This window comes from Kitasatospora sp. NPDC089913, from assembly GCF_044748625.1.
Lineage (GTDB): Bacteria > Actinomycetota > Actinomycetes > Streptomycetales > Streptomycetaceae > Kitasatospora.
This window is the reverse complement of record NZ_JBIVGI010000052.1, coordinates 1-21,175: the sequence shown is the minus strand read 5'-3', so window position 1 is coordinate 21,175 and position 21,175 is coordinate 1. Positions and strand designations below refer to the sequence as shown.

The following is a 21,175-nucleotide window of genomic DNA, read 5'->3' as shown; positions in this document are numbered from 1 at the left end:
GCGCCGTTCGGTCATGCTGACCGTGTCAGTGGGCACCGGGCCCCGCCTGCGGGCTCGGCCGGGTCCCCTTCTCGGAAAGGGCGCTTCCATGGTGCTACCCCCGACGGCCGCACTGGCCGTCAATCCGCTGGACGCGGGCTCGCTGCTGGCCGCGTTCGGCGCGCTGGGCATCGCCGTGATCATGTTCGCGGAGACCGGCCTGCTGGTCGGCTTCTTCCTGCCCGGTGACTCACTGCTGTTCACCGCCGGCCTGCTGTGCACCACCGGCGAGCGCAGCGGCCCGCACCTCGACCTCGGCCAGGTGCTGGCGGCCGCGGTGGTCGGCGCCCTCGCCGGCGCGCAGGTCGGCTATCTGCTGGGCCGCCGCGGCGGGCGCGCACTGCTCACGCGCTCCCACAACAAGCACCTGCACGAGGGCGCGGTGCGGGCCGAGGAGATCCTCACCCGCTACGGCCACCGCAAGGCGGTCGTGCTCGCCCGCTTCGTGCCCGTGGTGCGCACCGTGCTCAACCCGCTGGCCGGCGCGCTCGGCGTGGACGTCCGCACCTTCACCGTGTGGCAGGTCGTGGGCGGCCTGGTGTGGACGGTCGGCCTGGTCATGGCGGGCTACGCACTGGGATCGTCGATCCCGAACGTCGACCACTACCTGCTGCCGATCGTCGCGGTCGTGGTGGCGGTCTCACTGCTGCCGCTGGTGCTGGAGGTGCTTCGGTCCCGCCGCCGGGGGAGGAACGGGTGAACCGCCCCACGGTCCCGCTCGCCTTCGACGGCCGGCCGGTCGACGGCGGCCTGTACCTGCGGATCGACCGATGGGCCGAGCACCTCCCGGCACCGCTCCGGGACCTCGTGGCCCTCTGGTCCACCGTCGGGCTGCTGCTGCTCGCCGTCCTGATGCTGCTCGGCTGGTGGCGGGCGCGCACCGCCGACGGCGCCCTGATGGCCCGCGCGCTGGCCGTGCCCCTGGTGGTCACGCTCGCGTTCGCCGCGGACACCCTGCTCAAGTCGGTGCTGCGCGAACCCCGGCCCTGCCGGGTGCTGGACGCCGGGCCGACCCTGGAGGCCTGCCCCGGTGCCGGCGACTGGTCGCTGCCCAGCAACCACACCGTGATCGTCTTCGCCGGCGCCGCCGCCCTGTGGCAGGTCGACCGCCGGCTCGGCTCGCTCGGACTGCTGCTGGCGGTCGCGATGGGCCTGACCCGGGTGCTGGTCGGTGTCCACTACCCGCACGACGTCCTCCTCGGGGCGCTGGTGGGCGCGGCCGCCGGCCATCTGCTCGGCCTGCTGTCCGGCCGGGCCGCGCCCCTGGTCGACCGGGCCCGTGCGGGCGGACTGCGGAGGTGGCTGACCGCATGACCGTCCGCCCCTCGGCGGCGGCCGCCGCCGTCCTCGCCGTCTGTGTCGCGGCGTTCGCCGCCGTCGCCGCGCTGGTCGGCGCCCACGGCTGGGCGCCGTTCGGGTTCGAGCGCGCCGTGCTGGACTGGGTGGTGGCCCACCGGCCGGACCCGGCCGAGCGCACCGCCGAACTCCTCACCGAGCTGGGCACCGGGGTCTTCTCCTACCTGTTCGCCCTCGCGGCCGGGCTCCTCCTCGCGCGGGCGGCCCTCCCGCACCGGTCCCGGCCGGCCGCCGTCGCGGTGCTGCTCGCCCCGGTGGTGTGGCTGGCGGTGGGGCAGCTGCTGCGCCGGGGTCTGATGCACGGCTTCGGCCGGCCCCGCCCGCCGGCCGCCGACTGGGCCTTCACGGCGCACGACTTCGCCTTCCCGTCCGGGCACGCCTTCACGGGCGCCCTCTCGGCGGGCCTGGTCGCCCTGGCGGTGGCCCTGACCCGCCCGGGCGCGGCCCGTCCCGCCGTGACGGCCGCCACCGTCTTCGCCGTGCTGATCGGCTGCACCCGGGTCTACCTCGGCGTGCACTGGCCGCTGGACGTGCTGGCGGGCTGGCTGCTGGCCGCCGCCTGGCTGGCCCTGGGAGTCCTGCTGTTCCGGACGCAGCTCCGCGGGCTCCGGGGGTGAGGCGTGCCCGGGCGGGGCGCCCCGGGCGGGCGTGCCCGGTTTCGAGCTCCCTCGAAGGGCTTTGCCCGGACGGTACGGGCACGGTGAGACTCGTCGCGGCAACAAGCCACCTGCAGAAGTGACTTGAGGAGAGTGACCGACATGAGGATCGCGCCTTCCCTCGTTCCCCGCACCGGTGTCGCACTGGGGGCCGTCCTGATGGCGGCCGGACTGCTGGGCGGAACCGCCGCCCAGGCCGCCGACGGTGCCCCCGCGGCCGGCGCACCCGCCGCCGCGGCACCGGCCACCGCCGCCGCACCGGCCTCGGACGCGAACCAGACCGTCGTCCAGGGCGGCAGCGTCCTCAACCGGGGCCAGAACTGGTCCTCCCCCGACGGCAGCACGGTGCTGTACCAGCAGTACGACGGCCACGTGGTGCTGTACAAGAACAACGTCGCCGTCTGGACCGCGGTCGGCACCCACGGCATCGGCACCTACTTCCAGATGCAGTACGACGGCAATCTCGTCGCCTACGACGCCGCCTGGCGCGCGGTCTGGAACAGCCGCACCATGAACTACCCCGGCGCCTACCTCGCCGTCCAGAACGGCGGGAACATCGTCGTCTACTACGGCAGCACGCCGGTCTGGTGGTCCAACTACCGGCCCGGCGGCGGCCCGGTCGACCCGGACCCCGAGTGCACGCCCACCACCCACCAGCTCTGCCCGTAACGGCTCCCCCACCACCGGCGACCGCCGGGGCCGCTCCCACCGGACGCGGCCCCGGCGGTCGGCGTTCGCGCGGACGCCCACCCCCTCACCCCCGGGCCGGGACCCGCGCGTGCCGCCGGGCCGTGAGGGTGGCGGGCATCGGACCCGGGTTGAGGGTGAGCTGGGGCAGCCGCGGCGCGGTCAGGGTGTGGCGGTGCAGGTCGATCCGCCAGTGGCTGAGCAGCGAGGACAGCATCAGGACGCCCTCGACCAGGGAGAACTCGTCACCGATGCACTTGCGGGCACCGCCGCCGAACACGGTGACGGGTACCTGCGGCCGGCCGCCGTGCGCGTCCCACCGGTCGGGGTCGAAGCGCTCGGGGTCGGGATAGAGGTCGGGCAGGTGGCTGATCAGGTAGGGGCTGTAGGCGATCACCGTGCCGCGCGCGATCGCGTACGGGCCGAGTTCGGTGTCCTCCTCGGTCTGCCGGGTGAGGAACCACCCCGGCGGGTACATCCGCAGCGCCTCGGTGAGCACCTGCCGGGTGTAGGTGAGGCGGGGCAGGTCGTCCCAGCCGGCGGTGCGCCCGCCCAGCACCGCGTCGACCTCGGCGGTGAGCCTGGTCAGGACGGCCGGGTGGGTGGTGGCCAGGAACAACGCCCAGTTCACGGCGCCGGCGGTGGTCTCGGTGCCGGCGGAGTACATGGTCACGGCCTGGTCGACCAGTTCCTCGTCGCTCAGCGCGGGCAGGTCGCTGCCGGGGTCGCGGGAGGCGATGAGCATCGAGAGCAGGTTGTCCTCGGCCGCTCCTCCGTCCGCCGCCCCGTCCCCGTCCGCCGCCGCGGCGACCCGTCGGCGGAGGTCGGCGGTGAGGTCGGCCATGGAGCTGCGCACCCGCCGGGTGGCCCGGTCGTAGCGGACGTTGCCCGGTGTGGGGACGGTGCGCAGCCTCTTGGGCAGGAGGGTGTGCCGGGTGAAGCCGGCCAGCAGGGTGTCGAAGTCGGCGGCCAGGCGGCCGTGCAGGCCCGGGTCCAGGCTGGTCCCGAACACCGCGGAGAGCACCACGTCGGCGGTGATGGTGCGGGACTCGACGGCCAGGTCGAGGGTCTGGCCGTGCCGCCAGCGGCGGAGCGCGAGGTCCAGGCGCTCCGTCATGATGCGTGCGTAGCCGGGGAACCGGGACTGGTGGAACGCCGGTTGCATCAGGCGGCGTTGGCGTCGGTGCTCGGCGGCCGGGCAGGAGGCGAGTCCCTGGCCGCCCGCCTCGCGCAGCCGCTCGAACATGGGCCCGCCCTTGTCGAAGACCCGGTCGTGCACCAGTACGGCACGGGTCAGCTCGGGGTCGCAGACGACGACCAGGGGCTTGCCGAGGAAGCGGATCTCCACCAGCGGGCCGTGCGGGGGCAGCCCGCGCAGGAACGCCAGCGGCGCGCGCAGGAACGCCGCCAGGTGGCCGACGACGGGCATGGCGCCGGGGGCCGGCGGGACGACAGCGGTGCCGGTCATGGGACGGACTCCCTTACTGGGCGGGACTGTTGGAGGACACGGCCGAGCGGCTCGCGGCGTCGCGGCGGATGCCGCGCGGCAGCGGCAGCGGCAGCACGGAGCCGGACGTGCGGAGGAGACGGTGCGAGGAGCGCGGTGCGGACGACGCGGTACGGACGACGTAGTACGGACGACGCGGTGCGAACGACGCGGTGCGGGGGCGGTGTTCGCGCGAGCGGCGGAGTGCCGGGCGAACGGTCGCACCGACGGGCGGAGGCCGGCACGGGCTCCGGGAGGGCGGCACGCCTGGGCGGCCGCCGGAGCCGACGGCCCTCACTCTAGGCAACGAGTTCCGGAACGTCCATGCCCGGGTTGAAGATCCTTGGCCCCGACGGGACCGACTCGGGGGACTGTCAATGTGATCCACATCACTCGAAATCCCGCGGAACCACCACGGAGAGTGACCGCCGGGCGGGTGCTACCTGCCCGAACATCCCGCCCGCGGAACGCGCTGCGTGAGAGCGGAGCCGGAATTTCCGCATCCCCGCCCCCCTCCGTCGCGGATTAATCCACGCCCCCTGGTGCGACCGGCGAAAGGCTGCTTAGCCTGTTCGAGACCTCCGGAGCGAGGTCACGGGGGAAGGAATTCACGATGACGACATCGATTCCGGCTGGGCGCGCGTCCGCACCCGGCGAAGAATCCGCACTCGTTCAGGAATGGCTCCGGAAGGACCTCGTACGGGTCCGGGAGGCACTCCAGTCCTTGGTGGCCCAGCCGCATTCCCGGATCGAGGAGCCCATCGCCTACGCGGTGGAGCACTCCGGGCGCCTGCTGCGGCCCACACTCGTCCTGCTGTCCTCGTACCTGCTCGCCGAAGAACCCGGCCGGCGCACGCACCGGCGGGTCATCGAAGGCGCCGCGGTCGTCGAGACCCTGCACATCGCGACCCTCCATCACGACGACGTGATAGACAACGCGCAGGTCAGGCGAGGAAGGCCGAGCGTCAACGCCAAGTACGGCACCGCGACCGCCCTGCTGACCGGGGACTATCTGCTCGCCCGCTGCATGCAGGGCGCCGCGGCACTGGGGCGCCCCCACCTGCTGGCGATGGCCCAGACCCTGGCCGACATGTGCGTCGGCCAGATGCTGGAGTCCAGCCGGCTGCACGACCCGCGGCGGACCGAGCCGGAGTACTACGCCGCCGCGTCCGGAAAAACCGCCCGCCTGTTGCGGACGGCCGCCTCCATGGGAGTTCTGGGCGGAAAGTCCGACAAGGGCGCGCAATCGGCCCTGGAAAGCTTCGGGCACGATCTGGGAATGGCTTTCCAGATCTGGGACGACATTCTCGACATCTGCAGCACGGAAACCGGCAAGGAACCGGCGAAGGACATCCTGAACGGTGTCTACACGCTGCCGGTGATCTATGCCGTCCAGGACTCCCCGGACGTGCTGGTGCCGCTACTGAGCGCGCAGCCGCTGTCCGCCGAGGGGTGCCGGGCCGTGGTCGAGGCCGTCCGCGCCTCGGGGGCGATCACCCGGGCGGCGGAGGTGGCGCAGCGTTACACGGCCAACGCCCTCCTCGCGGTCGAGTCGCACCCGGCCACGGCCGCGCACGCCCCGATCGTCCGGCGCTGCCTGCGGGACCTGGTCGACACCTTCGCGTCCCGCCATCCCGCCCTCCGGGCGCTGCGCGACGCCACCGCCGCCGGGGCCGGGGCGACCGCCGAGACCGAGGGCCGTTCGCCGGCCGCGTGATCCGGCCGCACACCGGAACCGTCGCGGGCCGTCCGCGCACCGGAACCGTCCCGGGCCGTCCGCCCGCCACCTGACCGGCCCGCGCGGCGCAGCCCCTCGCAGGCTGTCCGCCCGCCACCCGACCGGCCCACGTGCCGGAGCCCCTCCCGGGCCGTCCGCCCGACACCCACCGACCCGCGCGGCGGAGCCGGGGCCGCGCCGTGCGCGCGGCCCCGGCCCGGACCGCTGCCCGTCCAGAAGGAGCGTCGTGCCAGCAGTACGCAGCGACTTCATCACCGACTACGACCCGCTCGCCGACGCGTGGTGGGACCCCAGGGGCCCGCTCGCGCCGCTGGGCTGGATCGCCCGCGCCCGGGCCGGCTTCGTCCCGGCCGTGCCGGCCGCCCGGCACGGTTCGGCCCGGCTGCTGGACATCGCCTGCGGGGGCGGGCTGTTCGCCCCGCACCTGGCCGGCCGGGGCTACCGGGTGGTCGGCGTCGACCTGTCGTTCCAGTCCCTCCGGCAGGCCCGCGCCCACGGGTACGACGCCACCGCCCGGGCCGACATGTCCCGGCTCCCGTTCGCGGACGAGTCCTTCGACGTGGTCACGGCCGGGCAGTGCCTGGAACACGTGCCGGACCCGTACTCCGTGGTCGCGGAGGCCTGCCGGGTGCTGCGCCCCGGCGGCACCCTGATCGCGGACACCATCGCCGACACCGGGGCGGCCAGGTTCGCGGCCGTCACCCTCGCCGAGAACCTCCCGCTGCCGGGCCGGCCGACCCCCGGCACCCACGACCACCGGCTCTTCGTCAACCGCGAACGGCTGCTCGCCACCGCCCGGGAGCACGGCGTGGAGCTACGGCTCCTCGGTCTGCGCCCGCACCTGCGGGACGGCCTGCGCTACCTGGCCGGGCGCCGCGAGGACGTCCGGATGGTCCGCACCCGGTCCACCGGTGTGCTCTTCCTCGCGGTGGGGAGGAAACGGTGACCGCGCCCTCCTCCGGCTCCGCCGCGCCCGTTCCCACCGCCCCCGCGCCGCCCGGCCGGCCCCGGCCGGCCGGCGGCGCCGTGCGCGCCTGGGTGGTCGGCGCCAGGCTGAAGACCCTCCCGGTCACCCTGGCGCCGATCGCGGTCGGCACCGCCGTCGCCGTCCCGGACGGCCTGCCCGACGGCCGGCGCACCGCGCTGACCCTGGTGTTCGCCCTGGGCTTCGTGCTCGGCACCAACTTCCTGAACGACTACAGCGACGGCATCCGGGGCACCGACGACCACCGGCTCGGCCCGGCCCGGCTGGTCGGCTCCGGCCGGGCCTCGCCCCGGCGGGTCCTGCGGCACGGGCTGACCCTGTACGGCGTCGCCGTCGCGGCCGCTGTCACCATGGCGGTGACGGTCAGCTGGTGGCTGCTCGGCCTCGCCGCCGTGTGCGGGCTCGGCGGCTGGTTCTACACCGGCGGCTCCCGGCCGTACGGCTACCGCTCCCTGGGCGACGTGAGCATCTTCGTCTACCACGGCGTCATCGCGGTCTGCGCCACCGCTTTCGTCCAGCTCGGCCGGCTCCCGCTGCTGGCGCTCCCGGCCGGGGTGCCGATGGGCCTGCTGGCCTGCGCGCTGCTGACGACCAACAACCTGCGCGACATCCCCACCGACACCCGGGCCGGCAAGATCACCGTCGCCGTCCGCCTCGGCGAGCGGCGCACCCGGATCTACTACGCGGTGCTGGTCGCCTCGGCCTTCGCCGCCGCGGCGGCGCTGGCGGCCGCCCGGCCCTGGGCGCTGCTGGTGCTCGGCGCGGCCCCGGTCGCGGTCCGACCGCTGCGCCGGGTGCTGGGCGGGGCCCGGGGCCGCGACCTGATCCCCGCGCTGGAGCACACCTGCTGGCTGCTGCTGGCCTTCGGGGCGCTGCTGACGACGGGTCTTGCCCTGTGAGCGCCGCCGAGGCGGCGCGGCACCCCGGGACGCCCGACCACGAGGTGCTGGTGATCGGGGCCGGCTTCTCCGGGATCGGCACCGCCGTCGGGCTGCTGCGGGCCGGCATCGAGGACTTCCTGGTGCTCGACGAGCAGGACGACGTCGGGGGTTCCTGGCACGCCAACCGCTATCCCGGGGTCGCCGTCGACATCAGCGCCTTCTCCTACTCCTTCGCCTTCGAGCCGCACCCGGCCTGGTCACGGGCCTTCCCATCGGGGGAGGAGCTCAAGGGCTACGCCGACCACTGCGTGGACCGGTACGGCCTGCGCTCCCGGCTGCGGCTGAACTCCCGGGTGGTGCGGGCCGGTTACCACGAGTCCGCGCACCTGTGGGAGGTGCTGCTGGCCGACGGCACGGCGCTGACGGCCCGGTTCGTGGTCTGCGCCACCGGGTGGCTCACCCGGCCGAAGACCCCCGAGCTGGCCGGCCTCGACCGCTTCGCCGGCCCGGTGGTGCACACCGCGCGCTGGGACCCCTCGCTGGACCTTCGCGGCCGCCGTGTGGCCGTGATCGGCACCGGCGCATCCGCCGTCCAGCTCGTCCCCGAGATCGCCCCCTCGGTGCAACGGCTCGACGTCTACCAGCGCACACCCACCTGGGTCTTCCCCAAACCCGACCTGCCCGTCCCGGCGGCCGTGCGCGGCGTGTTCGCCCGGGCTCCGTGGACCCAGCGGGCGGTCCGGTTCGCGACCGACACCGCCACCGAGCTCTCCTTCGTCATCGCCATGATCCACTACCGGCGGTTCCCCTTCCTGGTCCACGGCGGGGAGGCGCTCTCCCGGCTCTATCTGCGCCGGCAGGTGCGCGGAGACCGCGAGTTGATGGACGCCCTGGCGCCGACGTACCGGCTCGGCTGCAAGCGGCCCTCCTTCGCCAAGGGCTACTGGCGGGCGTTCACCCGCGACAACGTCCGGCTGGTCACCGACCCGATCGAGCGGATCACCGAGAGCGGGGTGACGACGGCGGACGGCACCGAGCGGGCGGCGGACGTCCTCGTCCTCGCGACCGGCTTCCACGTCCTGGACAACCTGCCGCCGTTCCCGCTGTCCGGCCAGGGCGACCGGGAACTCGGGGAGTTCTGGGCGAGCGAGCGGTTCCAGACCTACGAGGGCAGCTCGGTGAAGGGCTTTCCGAACCTCTGGTTCATCGTCGGCCCGTACTCGTTCACCGGCGGCTCCTGGTTCGGCATGATCGACTACCAGGTCACCCATCTGCTGCGGGTGATCGGCGAGGCCCGCCGCCGGGGCGCGACCCAGGCCGCGGTGCGGCCCGAACGGCACGACGCCTCGTTCGCGAAGGTGCTGCGCCGGCAGCGCGACACCGTCTTCGCGGACGCCGGCTGCCGCGGGACGAACAGCTACTACTTCGACCGCCACGGCGACGCGCCGGCCGTGCGGCCCGCCTCCACCTACGAGGCGGCGTGGCGGGCCCGCACCTTCGACCTCGACGACTACCGGTACGAGCGGGTCCGCGACGCCTCCGGCACGACGGCACCGGGCACCGCCGAGGAACGCCCGACGGCACCCGTACCCGCACCCGCCGCCACCACCGCCGCCGCGCCCCCGGAAGGAGCACCGCATGCGACCGCCTGAGCACGCCGTCCCGGGCACGCCCGCCGGGCGGGACCACGCACTGCGCCTGATGTACGCGCTGTGCGGCGGTGCCGGCTTCCTGGTCATGGCGACGATGGCCGTCACCTTCGTCGTGCGCAACGCCGACGCCGGCCCGTGGGGCGTGATGCGGAACTTCCTGCGCGACGCCACCGGGAACCTCGCGTCCGACTTCGTCTACGCCGACCTGGCACTGACCTGGGCCGCGCTCGGGGCCTTCATGGTGGTCGAGGCCCGGCGGTGGCGGATCCGCCACGTCTGGGCCTACATCGTGGGCGCGCCGGCGCTCGCGCTGGTCGTCAGCTTCTCCGTCTTCATGTACGTCCGCCAGTCCCGGATCGCCGCAGCGCGCGGCCCCGCCTCCCCGGGCCCCGCCCCCACGCCCGCGCCCGCGCCCGCGCCCACCCACCCCGCCCCCGCCTCGAAAGGCCCGCAGCGATGACGACCACCGACGCCCCGGGCATCCCCGGCACCGTCGAACACGCCTTGGCCCTGGCCGCGGACGCGCTCCGCCGACGCCAGGACGCCGACGGCTTCTGGAAGGGCGACTTCGAGACCAGCCTCATCGGCGAGGCGGGCGAGGTCGTGCTGCGCCACTACCTGCGCCTGCCCGACGACGGCACGACGGCCGCCGACGCCCGGACCGTGCTCGCCGAGCAGAGCCCCACCGGCGGCTGGGCCGCCTACCACCAGGGCCCGGACGAACTCCTGCTGTCGGTCTTCTGCTACGTCGCCCTGCGCCTGGCCGGCCACCACCCCGACGAGCCGCCGATGCGCGCGGCGGCCGCCTCGATCCGCGCCGGCGGCGGCATCGAGGCCGTCGACAACCTCCTCATGCTCGCCTGGCTGGCCGTGATCGGCCTCTGGCCGTGGAGCGACATCCCGCTCGTCCCGCCGGAGATCGTGCTGCTGCCCAGCTGGTTCCCCGGGAACATCTACCAGTTCGGGGCCGCCGCCCGCGGCATCGTGGTCGCCAACAGCCTCTTCATGGCGAGCCGCCCCGTCGTGCCCGCCGGATTCGACCTCCGCGAGCTCTTCCGCCGGCCCGACGCCCGGCGCCTGCCGAGGCCCCTGGCCGTCCGCTGCGCGACCGCCGTCAGCCACTGGTACGCCCGCCGGCCGGTCCGCGCCCTGCGGCGCCGGGCGATCGACAAGGCCACCCGCTGGCTCGTCGACACCCAGGAGACGGACGGCAGCTGGGGCGGCAACTGGCCGCAGACCGCGAACGTCCTGATGGGCCTGGACGCGGCCGGCCTGCGCCGCGACCACCCGAGCGTCGTCGCCGCCCTGTCCGCGCTCGACCGGTACGTGGTCGAGCGCGACGGGCAGCGCCGGATCGAGATGTGGACCTCCGTCGTCATGGACACCGCCCTCGCCCTGTCCGCGAGCGCCGCGGCCGGCGGCCCCGGGGCCGGGGCGGCGGACGGACCGGCCGTGCGCTGGCTCCTCGACAACCAGGTCACCGAACTCGGCGACTGGGCGGTGCTGACGAAGGACCCCGTCCCCGGCGGCTGGCCCTACGAGTTCACCAACAACGCCAATCCCGACGCCGACGACACCGCCTTCGCCGTCGTGGCCCTGCGCCGGGTGCGGCCGCGCGGCACCGACCCGGCCGTCGACGAGGCCTGCCGGCGCGCCCACCGCTGGCTGCTGTCCCAGCAGTGCGAGGACGGCGGCTGGGCCGCCTTCGAACCGCTGCGCTGGCGGCTGCCCGGCCGCGACCGGCTCGCCGCGATCGGCTTCCTGGAGGCGCCGTCCGCCGACGTCACCGGTCACGTCCTGGAGGCGCTCGCCGCCGACGGCCACGCGGAGTCCCCCGCGGCCCGCCGCGGCGTCGAATGGCTGCGCCGCCGGCAGCACCCGGACGGCTCCTGGCCCGGCTGGTGGGCCTGCTACCACCTGCACGGCACCAGCGCCGCCGTCACCGGCATGGCCGCCTGCGGGGTGCCGTCCGACGACCCGGCCCTGCGACGGGCCTGCGCCTGGATCCTCGCCCACCAGCGGCCCGACGGCGGCTGGGGCGAGTCCGTCCGCGCGCTGCACGACCCCGAGTGGATCGGACGGGGCGACAGCACCCCGTCCCAGACGGCCTGGGCCCTGCTGGCGCTCGTCGCCGCCGGACGGGCCGACAGCGCGCCGGTGCGGGCCGGCCTGGACTTCCTGGTCCGCACCCAGCAGGCCGACGGCGACTGGGCCGAGCCCTGGCACACCTGGGTGGTGCACCACGACGGCCTGTACTGGCGCGACAGCCTGCTGCGGCTGATCTATCCGGTCCTCGCCATGGCGGCGCACCGGGCCGCGCTCGAAGGAGGGACGGCATGACCGCGAACGCCGGGAACAGCGACGGCACGACCACGAACGCCGCGAACGGCGACGACACGACCACGACCACGACCACGACCACGACCGCCGCCAACGCCGGGAGCAGCGACGGTGTCACCGTGGTGGGCGGCGGCCTCGCCGGCATGACCGCGGCCTGGACCCTGCGACGGCTCGGCCTCCCCGTGCGGCTGCTCGAAGCCTCGGCCGAACTCGGCGGCATGGCCGGCTCCCGGGAGATCGACGGCCGGACCGAGGACCACGGGGTCCACATCTTCCCCGCCTGGTACCGCAACACGCTGCGCCTGGCCGGGGACCTCGGCCTCACCGACAACCTGCGCACCACCCGCAAGTTCCACCAGCTCCTCCCGGGACCGGAGTTCCGCACCGCGGACACCCCGCCCGCCGACCGGCTGCTGTTCCTCTACGGCGTGCTCGACCTGCTCGCCCAGGACTACCGCGCCCGCGACGAGTCCCTGCACGACTTCCTGCGCGGTCGCCGCTACCTCTCCCCCGCGGCGGTCGCCGACATCGAGCACCTCTTCGTCGCCTCCAGCGCCGCCGAGAGCACCGCCGTCTCGGCGGCCGGCTTCCGCGGCAGCATCGCCGCCTTCGTCCGCCACCCCGGCCGGGTCCGGATGCCGCGCGGCGACCTCCAGCACTGGTTCGTCGGGCCCTTCCGGCAACGGCTGGAGGCCGCGGGCGCCGAGGTGCTGACCGGACGCGAGCTCACCGCGGTGACGACCGACGACCACCGGGTGCGCACCCTCACCCTGCGCGACCCGGCCGGCACCGAGACCGAGGAGGCGGTGACCGGGCAACTGGTCCTCGCGATCCCGCACGGCCGGCTGGCCGCCCTGGGCCCCGCGATCACCGGGGCCCTGCGCCCGGCGCACGGGATCCTGGAGCTGACCTCCCGTCCGCTGGGCGCCCTCCACCTGTACCTGCGCCGCCGCCTGCCGGGGCTGCCCGACGAGCACATCCGCCTGGTCGGCTCGCCGCACGCGATCACGCTGATCGACGTCGGGCAGACCTGGCCCGGGCACCGGGACAGCCTGCTCAACTGCGTCGTCGGCCGGGTGGCCGCACTCCGGCACCTCGCCGACGACGAGGCCGTCAAGATCCTGGTGGAGGAGCTGATGAGCTACCTCCCCGGCCTCGACTGGGAGGACATCGAGCACATCTGCTACCAGCCGCACTCCTCGGCGCCCTTCCACGCGCCCGGACCCGGCTCGGCCCGCCACCGGCCGCGGGCCTTCACCGCCTTCGCCGACCTCCACCTGGCCGGCGACTTCTGCGCCGCGCCGGCGGGCGTGGCCGGGATGGAGGCGGCGGTCCGCTCGGGCCTGGTGGCGGCCGAGTCGGTCCGCCGCAGGCTGCGGCCCGAGCTGCCGGCGGTGCGCGTCGACCCGATCGGCGACGTCCCGCCGCGGCTCGCCCGGCTGCTGCGGGCGGCACTCGGCCCGGCCGTCGCGGCCGTCCGGAACCGGCCCCGCGGGAACGGGTCCGTCCGGGCGTAGCACCGGTCCCGCCCGGTGGACGACGCACCCCACCGGGCGGGACCGGCGCCCGGCGCGCCCGGACCCGGGACACGCACGGACACACGGGGTGCACCGACACACGGGGGAACGACATGATCCACGCACTCGTCGCCGGAGGCGGCATCGGCGGTCTGGCCACGGCCCTGGCCCTGGCCCGCACCGGCCACCGCGTCACCGTCCTGGAACGCCAGGACGCCTTCACCGACATCGGCGCCGGCATCCAGATCGCGCCCAACGGCTTCCACGCCCTGAACCGGCTGGGCGTGGGCCGGGCCGTCCGCGACCGCGCCGTGCTCGTCGACGAACTGCGGCTGATGGACGCGACCACCGGGCGCGAGCTGGTCGCCCTGCCCGTCGGCGGGCGCTACCGGCAGCGCTTCGGCGAGCCCTACGCGGTCGTGCACCGGCGCGACCTGCACACGCCGTTGCTCACGGCGTGCCGGGCGCTCGACGCCGTCGACCTGGTAGCGGGGGCCGGGGTGCGGCGCTACCACCAGGACGGACAGGAAGTGACCGTCACCACCACGGACGGCCGGAGCTTCTCCGGCGACGTCCTGGTGGGCGCCGACGGCATCCGCTCCACCGTCCGGGCACAGCTGCTGGGCGACGGCCCGCCCCGCCCCTGCGGGCACACCATCTACCGCACCCTCGTCCCGATGGAGCGGGTGCCGCGCCGGCTGCGCCGCAACGCCGTGACGCTGTGGGCCGGCCCCGGCTGGCACGTGGTCCACTACCCCGTCGCCGGCGGATCCTGCCTCAACCTCGCCGCGGTGCTCGACGACGGCGCCACCGAGGCGGTCTCGGGCCGCCGGGCCGAGCGGGCCGCCGTCCTACGGCGCTTCCCCGAACCCGGCCCCGTCCCGGGCACCCTGCTGCGGCTGGGCGAGGACTGGCGCGAGTGGGTGCTGTGCGACCGCGACCCGGTCGACGTCTGGACCCGCGGCCGGGTGACCCTGACCGGCGACGCCGCCCACCCGATGCTCCAGTACGCCGCCCAGGGTGCCTGCCAGGCGCTCGAGGACGCCGTCGCCCTCGGCGACCAGCTCGCCGACGCCCCGACCGCCGACGTCGAGCACCGGCTGGAGCGCTGCAACGCCGCCCGCCGTGAGCGCGCCGGGCGTGTCCAGCGGCTATCCCGCGAAATGGGCGCCCGGCTCTACCACCCGGCCGGCCAGGACGCCCGGGCACGCGACGCACTGCTGCGCCCGCTCGACGAGGACGCGCTCCACCACCGGGTCGCCTGGCTGCACGGCGCCCCCGTCCGGGCCGACGCCCGGGGCGGGGGCGGGTAGGCCGGACCGGATCCTGCACGAAAGGGCAGAGCTCCCGGCCCCGCCATATGGAAGCCGTCAGGAGCGGCCGGGCGCCGGATTTCCGGGCCTATCGTCCTTCTCGGCCGGGAGGAAAAAGGTCCCCGGCGCGAGCAGAAAGACGATTCGCCATGAAAACCCTGTCCCGCCTGAAACGCGCGTTCGCCTGCGGGGTCACCGCCGTCGCCCTGGTCGGCGGCCTCACCGCGCAGGCCGAGGCCGCGCCGTCGCCCGGTTATCCGGTGGACAAGACCTGCGGCACCCCGGCCGTGCCGGGCGGCGGCAACTGCATGACCTCGCTGATCGGCGCCGGCTTCGACATGATCCGGGCCATGCGCGGCGCCGCCAACGCCAACAAGCTGGACAACGCGGAGTTCACGCAGAAAACCGCCACCCAGCTGAGCCAGAAGTTTCCCGGGTTCAATGTCCTGGTGTTCAAGACCGTGGGCACCGACCTGTTCGACACGGAATGGTTCTGGAACGAGCACAAGGCCGATATGAAGGGGGTGCTGATCGACACCACCTACAAGCTCAAGCATTTCATGAACAAGGAGGAGCAGAAGGACCCGTCCGGTTACGACAAGTTCCGGATCTGGGTGTTCCAGGGCGAGTCGACGTTCCGGAACCGGGGCGACGGCGGCTACATGAACTGGGCGTTCGTCGGGAACGACGGCGACAGCGTCAAGAAGGAGTCGTGGACCTGCCGGTCGGGCACCGCGCGGCCCTACAAGTGCGACGGCGACGTCCGCACCCTGCACTTCCCCGCCCGGGCCGGCTACGGCAGCAGGACGGGCAGCCTGACCCCCGACTCCAGCGCCCCCGGCTACCACGCCTGCCTGGACGTCAGCGGGAACGGCACCGCGAACGGCACCCCCGTGCAGATGTGGCAGTGCAACGGCGGTGACGCCCAGAAATGGACGTACAACGGCTACAAGCTCCGGGCCGCCAACGGCAAGTGCCTGGACCTGGCCGACAACAGGGCGGCCAACGGCAACAAGCTCCAGGTCTGGGACTGCCTGGAGATCCCCGGCCAGCGCTGGCACATGTCCGCGAGCGGCGGCCTGCGCCACATGACGGACCCGGACGACCGGTCCAAGGACGTCTGCATCGACGACTACGACGGCCGCACCGCCAACGGCAGCACGGTCACGGCCTGGGCCTGCGGCTCCGAAACGAACCGCGACGCGCCGAACCAGAACTGGGCCTGGGGCGGCACCCCGCCGACCACCGACCCGGGCACGCCGTCCAACGGCGCCGACGTCACCCTCAAGCTCGACAACGGCCTGGGCGCCGTCCCCCTCAACGGCTCCGCCGGCGCCGCCGTCGTCCCCGGGCTCCGGGGCGGCAACGAGTCCAAGTGGAAGCTCACCTCCGTGGGCGGCGGCCGCTACCGGATCACCAGCTCGTACGGCCTCGACCTCACCGAGAGCGGCGGCTACATGGCCGAGCTCCAGCCGTGGAGCAACTCCTCCGAGCAGAAGTGGGAGCTCCTCGGCGTCGGCAACGGCCGGTACCAGATCCGGATCTCCGACGACGACTGCCTCGCCCACGACTCCGACTTCAAGCAGCTCGGCGTGTGGACGTGCAAGCGCGGCTGGCAGCAGGAGTGGGTGCTCGAATCCACCACCGGCGGCGTGGTCACCCCGGGCGGCGGCGGAGGCACGCCGAGCGACCCGAAGGACCCGAAGCCCCCGACGGGCGGCGGCACCGCCGTCCCGACCGAGCGCCCGCTGTTCCTGAAGCTCGACAACGGCCTGGGCGCCACCGCCCCCACCGAGACCGCGAGCTGGGGCGCGCCGGTCCTGGGCGGCATCCTCGGCCACAAGGGCTCCACCTGGACGATCAAGCCGCTCGACGGCGGCCGGTACCGGATCGTCAACGACCTCGGCTACAACCTCACCGAGAACCCCGACACCTACGTGGCCGAGCAGCAGGCCTGGGGCGACACCTCCAACCAGAAGTGGCAGATCGAGGGCGTCGGCAACGGCAAGTACCGGATCAAGATCTCCGACGACGACTGCCTGACCCACGACTCCGACCACAAGCAGCTCGGCGTGTGGACGTGCGAGGGCGGCTGGAAGCAGGAGTGGTCGCTCCAGCTCCGCTGACCGACGGCCGCCGGGGCCGGTGCGGGACTCCCCGCACCGGCCCCGGCACCACGTGCGGGCGGGGGCGGCCGGGTGCTTGGATCCCGACCGGCGGCGGCGGATGATCCTCGGCATGGAGAGACTCGAACTGACCCTGGCCCCCCGCGCGTACGCCTGCATGGCCGTCCGCAGGCCCGCCGAGGAGGCGTTCCGGGCCTTCGCCGACCCGGCCGTCACGACCCGGTTCTGGTACAGCCGGAGCAGCGGACCGATGGTGGCGGGCGCCGAGCTGCGCTGGGAGTGGGAGACGTACGGGGCCTCGGCCGAGGTGCGGGTCCGGGAGGTGGCGGAAGGACGTCTGATCCGGTTCGAGTGGGGCAACTACGACCGGCCGACGACCGTCGAGCTGACCTTCACCCCGCGTGCGACGGACGTCACCTTCGTCGAGGTCGCCGAGACCGGTTTCCGGGGGTCGGGGGACGAGACCGTCCAGTGGGTGAACGACACCGTCGGCGGCTTCACCACCGCACTGTGCGCCATGAAGGCCCTGCTGGAGCACGGGATCGAGCTCAACGCCGTGCCGGACCACCACCCGGCCTGACCGGCCCGACCGTCCGGGCCCACCGGCCCGCACGACCGGACTGCCGGACACCCCTGGCGTGTCGCCCCCGCCGACCGACTAACCTGGACCGCTTGCCCGTACCGTCGTCCCTCCCGAGGAGCACAGCGCCGTGTCCGACAGCTTCGCGCACCTGCACGTCCACACGGAGTACTCGATGCTGGACGGGGCCGCGAAGAACGGCAAGCTCTTCGCGGAGGCGGAGAGACAGGGCATGCCCGCCATCGCGATGAGTGACCACGGCAACATGTTCGGCGCCTACGAGTTCTTCCACGCCGCCGCCAAGACCGGCGTCAAGCCGATCATCGGCATCGAGGCGTACGTCGCCCCGTCCTCGCGCTTCCACAAGAAGCAGGTGTTCTGGTCGCCCGGCGGCCAGCGGCCGGCCAGCGCGGACGGCGAGGGCGGCAAGGACGTCTCCGGCGGCGGCCGCTACACCCACATGACCATGTGGGCGCAGAACGCCACCGGCCTGCGGAACCTCTTCAAGCTCTCCTCGCTCGCGTCGATGGAGGGCTACTACATGAAGCCCCGGATGGACCGGGAGCTGATCGCCGCCAACGCCACCGGCATCATCGCCACCACCGGCTGCCCCTCCGGCGAGGTGCAGACCCGGCTGCGGCTCGGCCAGTACGAGGAGGCCGTCAAGGCCGCCGGCGCGTACCAGGACATCTTCGGCAAGGAGAACTACTTCCTGGAGCTGATGGACCACGGCCTGTCCATCGAGCAGGACGTGCGCGAGGACCTGCTGCGCCTCGCCAAGCAGCTGAACATCCCGCTGCTGGCCACCAACGACTCGCACTACGTCACCGCCGACCAGGCGGACGCCCACGACAGCCTGCTCTGCGTCGGCGTGGGCAAGAACAAGGACGACCCGAACCGGTTCAAGTTCCAGGGCACCGGCTACTACGTCAAGACCGCCGAGGAGATGCGCGAGCTCTTCCGCGAGCTGCCGGAGGCCTGCGACAACACGCTGGCGATCGCGGAGCGGGTCGAGTCGTACGACGAGGTGTTCACCTACGTCGACCGGATGCCGCAGTTCGACGTGCCGGAGGGCGAGACCCAGGCCTCGTTCCTGCGCCAGAAGATCGCCGCCGGCCTCAAGCACCGTTACGGCGACAACCCGAGCCAGGAGGTGCTGGACCGGGTCGAGCTGGAGATGGGCGTCATCTCCCCGATGGGCTTCGACGCCTACTTCCTCGTGGTCGCCGACATCTGCCAGTACGCCCGGGACAACGGCATCCCGGTCGGCCCGGGCCGAGGATCGGCGGCCGGCTCGATGGTCTCCTACCTGACCCGGATCACCGAGCTGGACCCGCTGGAGCACGACCTGCTGTTCGAGCGGTTCCTGAACCCCGAGCGCATCAACCCCCCGGACGTCGACATCGACTTCGACGACCGCCAGCGCGACCAGATGGTGCGCTACGTCACCGACAAGTACGGCTCCGCCTACACGGCCCAGGTCAACACCTTCGGCACGATCAAGGCCAAGGCCGCCGTCAAGGACGCCAACCGCATCCTCGGCTACCCGTTCGCCATGGGCGACCGGATCACCAAGGCGATGCCGCCGGACGTCATGGGCAAGGGTGTCCCGCTGGCGGACCTCTTCAACGACAAGCACCCGCGGTACAACGAGGGCACCGAGATCCGCTCGCTGTACGAGAACGAGTCCGACGTCAAGAAGATCATCGACACCGGCCTGGGCATCGAGGGCCTGATCCGCGGCACCGGCGTGCACGCCGCGGCCGTCATCCTCTCCTCGACGCCGCTGCTCGACCTCATCCCGCTGCACATGCGGGACAAGGACGGCGTGATCATCACCGGCTTCGACTACCCGTCGTGCGAAGCCATGGGCCTGATCAAGATGGACTTCCTGGGGCTGCGGAACCTGGGCATCATCGATCACTGCATCAAGATCGTCAAGGCCAACCGCGGCGTGGACGTCGACATCGAGAAGATCCCGATCGACGACCCCACCACCTACCAGCTGCTCGCCCGGGGCGACACCCTCGGTGTGTTCCAGCTCGACGGCGGCCCCATGCGCGCCCTGCTCAAGCTGATGAAGCCCACCGAGTTCGCCGACATCTCCGCCGTCTCCGCGCTCTACCGGCCCGGCCCGATGGGCATGAACTCGCACACCAACTACGCGCTGCGCAAGAACGCCCAGCAGGAGATCATCCCGATCCACCCGGAGCTGGAGGCGCCGCTCGCCGACGTCCTCGGCCCCACCTACGGCCTCATCGTCTACCAGGAGCAGGTGCAGCGAGCGGCCCAGGTGCTCGCCGGGTACTCGCTCGGACAGGCCGACCTGCTCCGCCGGGCGATGGGCAAGAAGAAGAAGGAGGTGCTGGAGAAGGAGTTCGTCCCCTTCCACGCCGGCTGCAAGGAGCGCGGCTACTCCGACGAGGCGATCCAGGCCGTCTGGGACGTCCTGGTCCCGTTCGCCGGCTACGCCTTCAACAAATCGCACTCCGCCGCCTACGGCCTGGTCTCGTACCAGACCGCCTACCTCAAGGCGAACTACCCCGCCGAGTACATGGCCGCCCTGCTCACCTCGGTCGCCGACGACAAGGACAAGATGGCGATCTACCTGGCCGAGTGCCGGCAGATGGGCATCAAGATCCTCTCCCCCGACGTCAACGAGTCGGTGGTCGACTTCACCGCCGTCGGCAGCGACGTCCGCTTCGGCCTGAAGGCGGTGCGCAACGTCGGCGTCCCGGTCATCGAGTCGCTGGTGGCCACCCGGGCCGAGAAGGGCAAGTACACCTCGTTCCCGGACTTCCTGGACAAGGTCGAGCTGGTGGTGTGCAACAAGCGCACCGTCGACTCCCTGGTCAAGGCCGGTGCCTTCGACTCGCTCGGACACACCCGGCTCTCGCTGAGCACGGTGCACGAGAGCGCGATCGACGCCGTCACCGGGCTGAAGAAGCAGCAGGCGATCGGCCAGGACGACCTCTTCGGCGCCCTCGACGCAGCGGAGGGCGGTGGCATCGGGCTGGACTTCCAGCTCACCGACCGCGAATGGCCGCGCCGCCAACTGCTCTCCCTGGAGCGGGAGATGCTCGGCCTCTACGTCTCCAGCCACCCGCTGGACGGCGCCGAGCACATCCTCTCCCAGAACCGCGACACCTCGATCGTCGACCTGCTCGGCTCGGGCCGCACCGAGGGCGAGGTCCGCCTGTCCGGCCTCATCACCGCCGTGGACCGCCGGATCAACAAGGCCGGCAACGCCTGGGCGATCATCACCGTCGCCGACCGCGACGGCTCGGTCGAGGTGCTCTTCTTCCCCGCCACCTACAACCTGATGGCCGAGCAGATGGTCGAGGACAACGTCGTCTCGGTCCGGGGGCGCCTCAACGAGCGCGACGGCTCGCTGAGCATCTTCGGGCAGGAGCTCACCACCCTCGACGTCTCCTCCGCCGAACTCGGCACCAAGCCCCCGGTCCAGATCACCGTCCCGGCAGCCCGGGTCACCCCCGGGGTCGTCGCCGAACTCAAGCTCGCCCTCCAGGCCCACCCCGGTGACGTCCCCGTCCGCCTGCTCACCACCGGCTGGGACAAGGACACCCTCTACGAGCTCGGCTTCCAGGTGAACCCCGACAACGGCTTCGCCTCCGACGTGAAGACCCTGCTCGGCAACCGCTCCTGGATGGGTACGAGCGTCCGCTGACGGAGCCCTGCGGCGGGAGGCGGGGCGGGCCGGTGCTCATCACCGGCCCCCCCCCCCCCCAACCACCCCCCCCGCAAAAACCCCCCCCCCACCCACCAAGTTTACCACCCCCCCCACAAAAACAAACGGGG

16 protein-coding genes are annotated in these 21,175 nt (G+C 73.3%); 15 read left to right on the top strand and 1 reads right to left on the bottom strand.

All coding sequences use genetic code 11. The features are described from left to right. Positions 1-88 precede the first annotated feature (88 nt). The 4 genes from ACIPYS_RS39175 (at position 89) to ACIPYS_RS39160 (ending at position 2,720) form a co-directional block, all read left to right on the top strand. Positions 89-739 carry a DedA family protein gene (locus ACIPYS_RS39175; RefSeq protein ID WP_400755330.1) on the top strand — a complete coding sequence of 217 codons (651 nt, stop codon included), beginning with the start codon at positions 89-91 and terminating at the stop codon, positions 737-739. Further along, the gene (locus tag ACIPYS_RS39170; protein WP_400755328.1) at positions 736-1,353 is read left to right on the top strand and encodes a phosphatase PAP2 family protein; all 618 of its coding nucleotides are present in this window, start codon (positions 736-738) and stop codon (positions 1,351-1,353) included. Before ACIPYS_RS39175 ends, ACIPYS_RS39170 begins: the two co-directional genes overlap by 4 nt. Further along, entirely contained in the window at positions 1,350-2,012 is a 663-nt protein-coding gene (locus ACIPYS_RS39165; RefSeq protein ID WP_400755325.1) for a phosphatase PAP2 family protein, read from the top strand. The genes ACIPYS_RS39170 and ACIPYS_RS39165 overlap by 4 nt, the downstream gene beginning before the upstream one ends. 141 nt (positions 2,013-2,153) lie before the next feature. Then, positions 2,154-2,720 (top strand): hypothetical protein, encoded by a 567-nt coding sequence (locus tag ACIPYS_RS39160; RefSeq protein ID WP_400755323.1) that lies wholly within the window; start codon positions 2,154-2,156, stop codon positions 2,718-2,720. Between the two features lie 85 nt (positions 2,721-2,805). Here ACIPYS_RS39160 and ACIPYS_RS39155 read toward each other — a convergent pair whose 3' ends face one another. Next, positions 2,806-4,206 carry a cytochrome P450 gene (locus ACIPYS_RS39155; protein WP_400755321.1) on the bottom strand — a complete coding sequence of 467 codons (1,401 nt, stop codon included), beginning with the start codon at positions 4,204-4,206 and terminating at the stop codon, positions 2,806-2,808. A 745-nt stretch (positions 4,207-4,951) separates the two neighbouring features. Here ACIPYS_RS39155 and ACIPYS_RS39150 point away from each other — a divergent pair. The 11 genes from ACIPYS_RS39150 (at position 4,952) to dnaE (ending at position 21,044) form a co-directional block, all read left to right on the top strand. Continuing rightward, positions 4,952-5,941, top strand: a complete 990-nt coding sequence (locus ACIPYS_RS39150) for a polyprenyl synthetase family protein (RefSeq protein ID WP_159424756.1) — start codon at positions 4,952-4,954, stop codon at positions 5,939-5,941. Positions 5,942-6,188: 247 nt separating this feature from the next. Continuing rightward, complete coding sequence (locus ACIPYS_RS39145; RefSeq protein ID WP_093858678.1) at positions 6,189-6,908, top strand: methyltransferase domain-containing protein; 720 nt, start codon at positions 6,189-6,191, stop codon at positions 6,906-6,908. Beyond that, complete coding sequence (locus tag ACIPYS_RS39140) at positions 6,905-7,846, top strand: 1,4-dihydroxy-2-naphthoate polyprenyltransferase (protein ID WP_400755318.1); 942 nt, start codon at positions 6,905-6,907, stop codon at positions 7,844-7,846. The genes ACIPYS_RS39145 and ACIPYS_RS39140 overlap by 4 nt, the downstream gene beginning before the upstream one ends. Next, the gene (locus ACIPYS_RS39135) at positions 7,843-9,480 is read left to right on the top strand and encodes a flavin-containing monooxygenase (RefSeq protein ID WP_400755316.1); all 1,638 of its coding nucleotides are present in this window, start codon (positions 7,843-7,845) and stop codon (positions 9,478-9,480) included. The genes ACIPYS_RS39140 and ACIPYS_RS39135 overlap by 4 nt, the downstream gene beginning before the upstream one ends. Further along, on the top strand, positions 9,467-9,940 hold the full coding sequence (locus ACIPYS_RS39130) for a DUF2834 domain-containing protein (RefSeq protein ID WP_400755314.1): 474 nt from the start codon (positions 9,467-9,469) through the stop codon (positions 9,938-9,940). The genes ACIPYS_RS39135 and ACIPYS_RS39130 overlap by 14 nt, the downstream gene beginning before the upstream one ends. Next, the gene (gene shc, locus ACIPYS_RS39125; RefSeq protein WP_400755312.1) at positions 9,937-11,820 is read left to right on the top strand and encodes a squalene--hopene cyclase; all 1,884 of its coding nucleotides are present in this window, start codon (positions 9,937-9,939) and stop codon (positions 11,818-11,820) included. Before ACIPYS_RS39130 ends, shc begins: the two co-directional genes overlap by 4 nt. Continuing rightward, positions 11,817-13,337 carry an FAD-dependent oxidoreductase gene (locus ACIPYS_RS39120; RefSeq protein WP_400755310.1) on the top strand — a complete coding sequence of 507 codons (1,521 nt, stop codon included), beginning with the start codon at positions 11,817-11,819 and terminating at the stop codon, positions 13,335-13,337. Before shc ends, ACIPYS_RS39120 begins: the two co-directional genes overlap by 4 nt. A gap of 113 nt (positions 13,338-13,450) precedes the next feature. Further along, on the top strand, positions 13,451-14,650 hold the full coding sequence (locus ACIPYS_RS39115) for an FAD-dependent monooxygenase (RefSeq protein WP_400755307.1): 1,200 nt from the start codon (positions 13,451-13,453) through the stop codon (positions 14,648-14,650). 149 nt (positions 14,651-14,799) lie between these two features. After that, on the top strand, positions 14,800-16,776 hold the full coding sequence (locus ACIPYS_RS39110; RefSeq protein ID WP_400755305.1) for an RICIN domain-containing protein: 1,977 nt from the start codon (positions 14,800-14,802) through the stop codon (positions 16,774-16,776). Positions 16,777-16,888: 112 nt separating this feature from the next. After that, complete coding sequence (locus ACIPYS_RS39105) at positions 16,889-17,356, top strand: SRPBCC family protein (RefSeq protein WP_400755303.1); 468 nt, start codon at positions 16,889-16,891, stop codon at positions 17,354-17,356. Positions 17,357-17,486: 130 nt separating this feature from the next. Next, positions 17,487-21,044 carry a DNA polymerase III subunit alpha gene (gene dnaE, locus ACIPYS_RS39100; protein ID WP_093858685.1) on the top strand — a complete coding sequence of 1,186 codons (3,558 nt, stop codon included), beginning with the start codon at positions 17,487-17,489 and terminating at the stop codon, positions 21,042-21,044. Positions 21,045-21,175: the final 131 nt, after the last annotated feature.

Coding starts and splice junctions, on each gene's coding strand:
- ACIPYS_RS39175 (WP_400755330.1), top strand. CDS start 89: ATGGTGCTACCCCCGACGGCCGCACTGGCCGTCAATCCGCTGGACGCG.
- ACIPYS_RS39165 (WP_400755325.1), top strand. CDS start 1,350: ATGACCGTCCGCCCCTCGGCGGCGGCCGCCGCCGTCCTCGCCGTCTGT.
- ACIPYS_RS39160 (WP_400755323.1), top strand. CDS start 2,154: ATGAGGATCGCGCCTTCCCTCGTTCCCCGCACCGGTGTCGCACTGGGG.
- ACIPYS_RS39155 (WP_400755321.1), bottom strand. CDS start 4,206: ATGACCGGCACCGCTGTCGTCCCGCCGGCCCCCGGCGCCATGCCCGTC.
- ACIPYS_RS39130 (WP_400755314.1), top strand. CDS start 9,467: ATGCGACCGCCTGAGCACGCCGTCCCGGGCACGCCCGCCGGGCGGGAC.
- shc (WP_400755312.1), top strand. CDS start 9,937: ATGACGACCACCGACGCCCCGGGCATCCCCGGCACCGTCGAACACGCC.
- ACIPYS_RS39120 (WP_400755310.1), top strand. CDS start 11,817: ATGACCGCGAACGCCGGGAACAGCGACGGCACGACCACGAACGCCGCG.
- ACIPYS_RS39115 (WP_400755307.1), top strand. CDS start 13,451: ATGATCCACGCACTCGTCGCCGGAGGCGGCATCGGCGGTCTGGCCACG.
- ACIPYS_RS39110 (WP_400755305.1), top strand. CDS start 14,800: ATGAAAACCCTGTCCCGCCTGAAACGCGCGTTCGCCTGCGGGGTCACC.
- ACIPYS_RS39105 (WP_400755303.1), top strand. CDS start 16,889: ATGGAGAGACTCGAACTGACCCTGGCCCCCCGCGCGTACGCCTGCATG.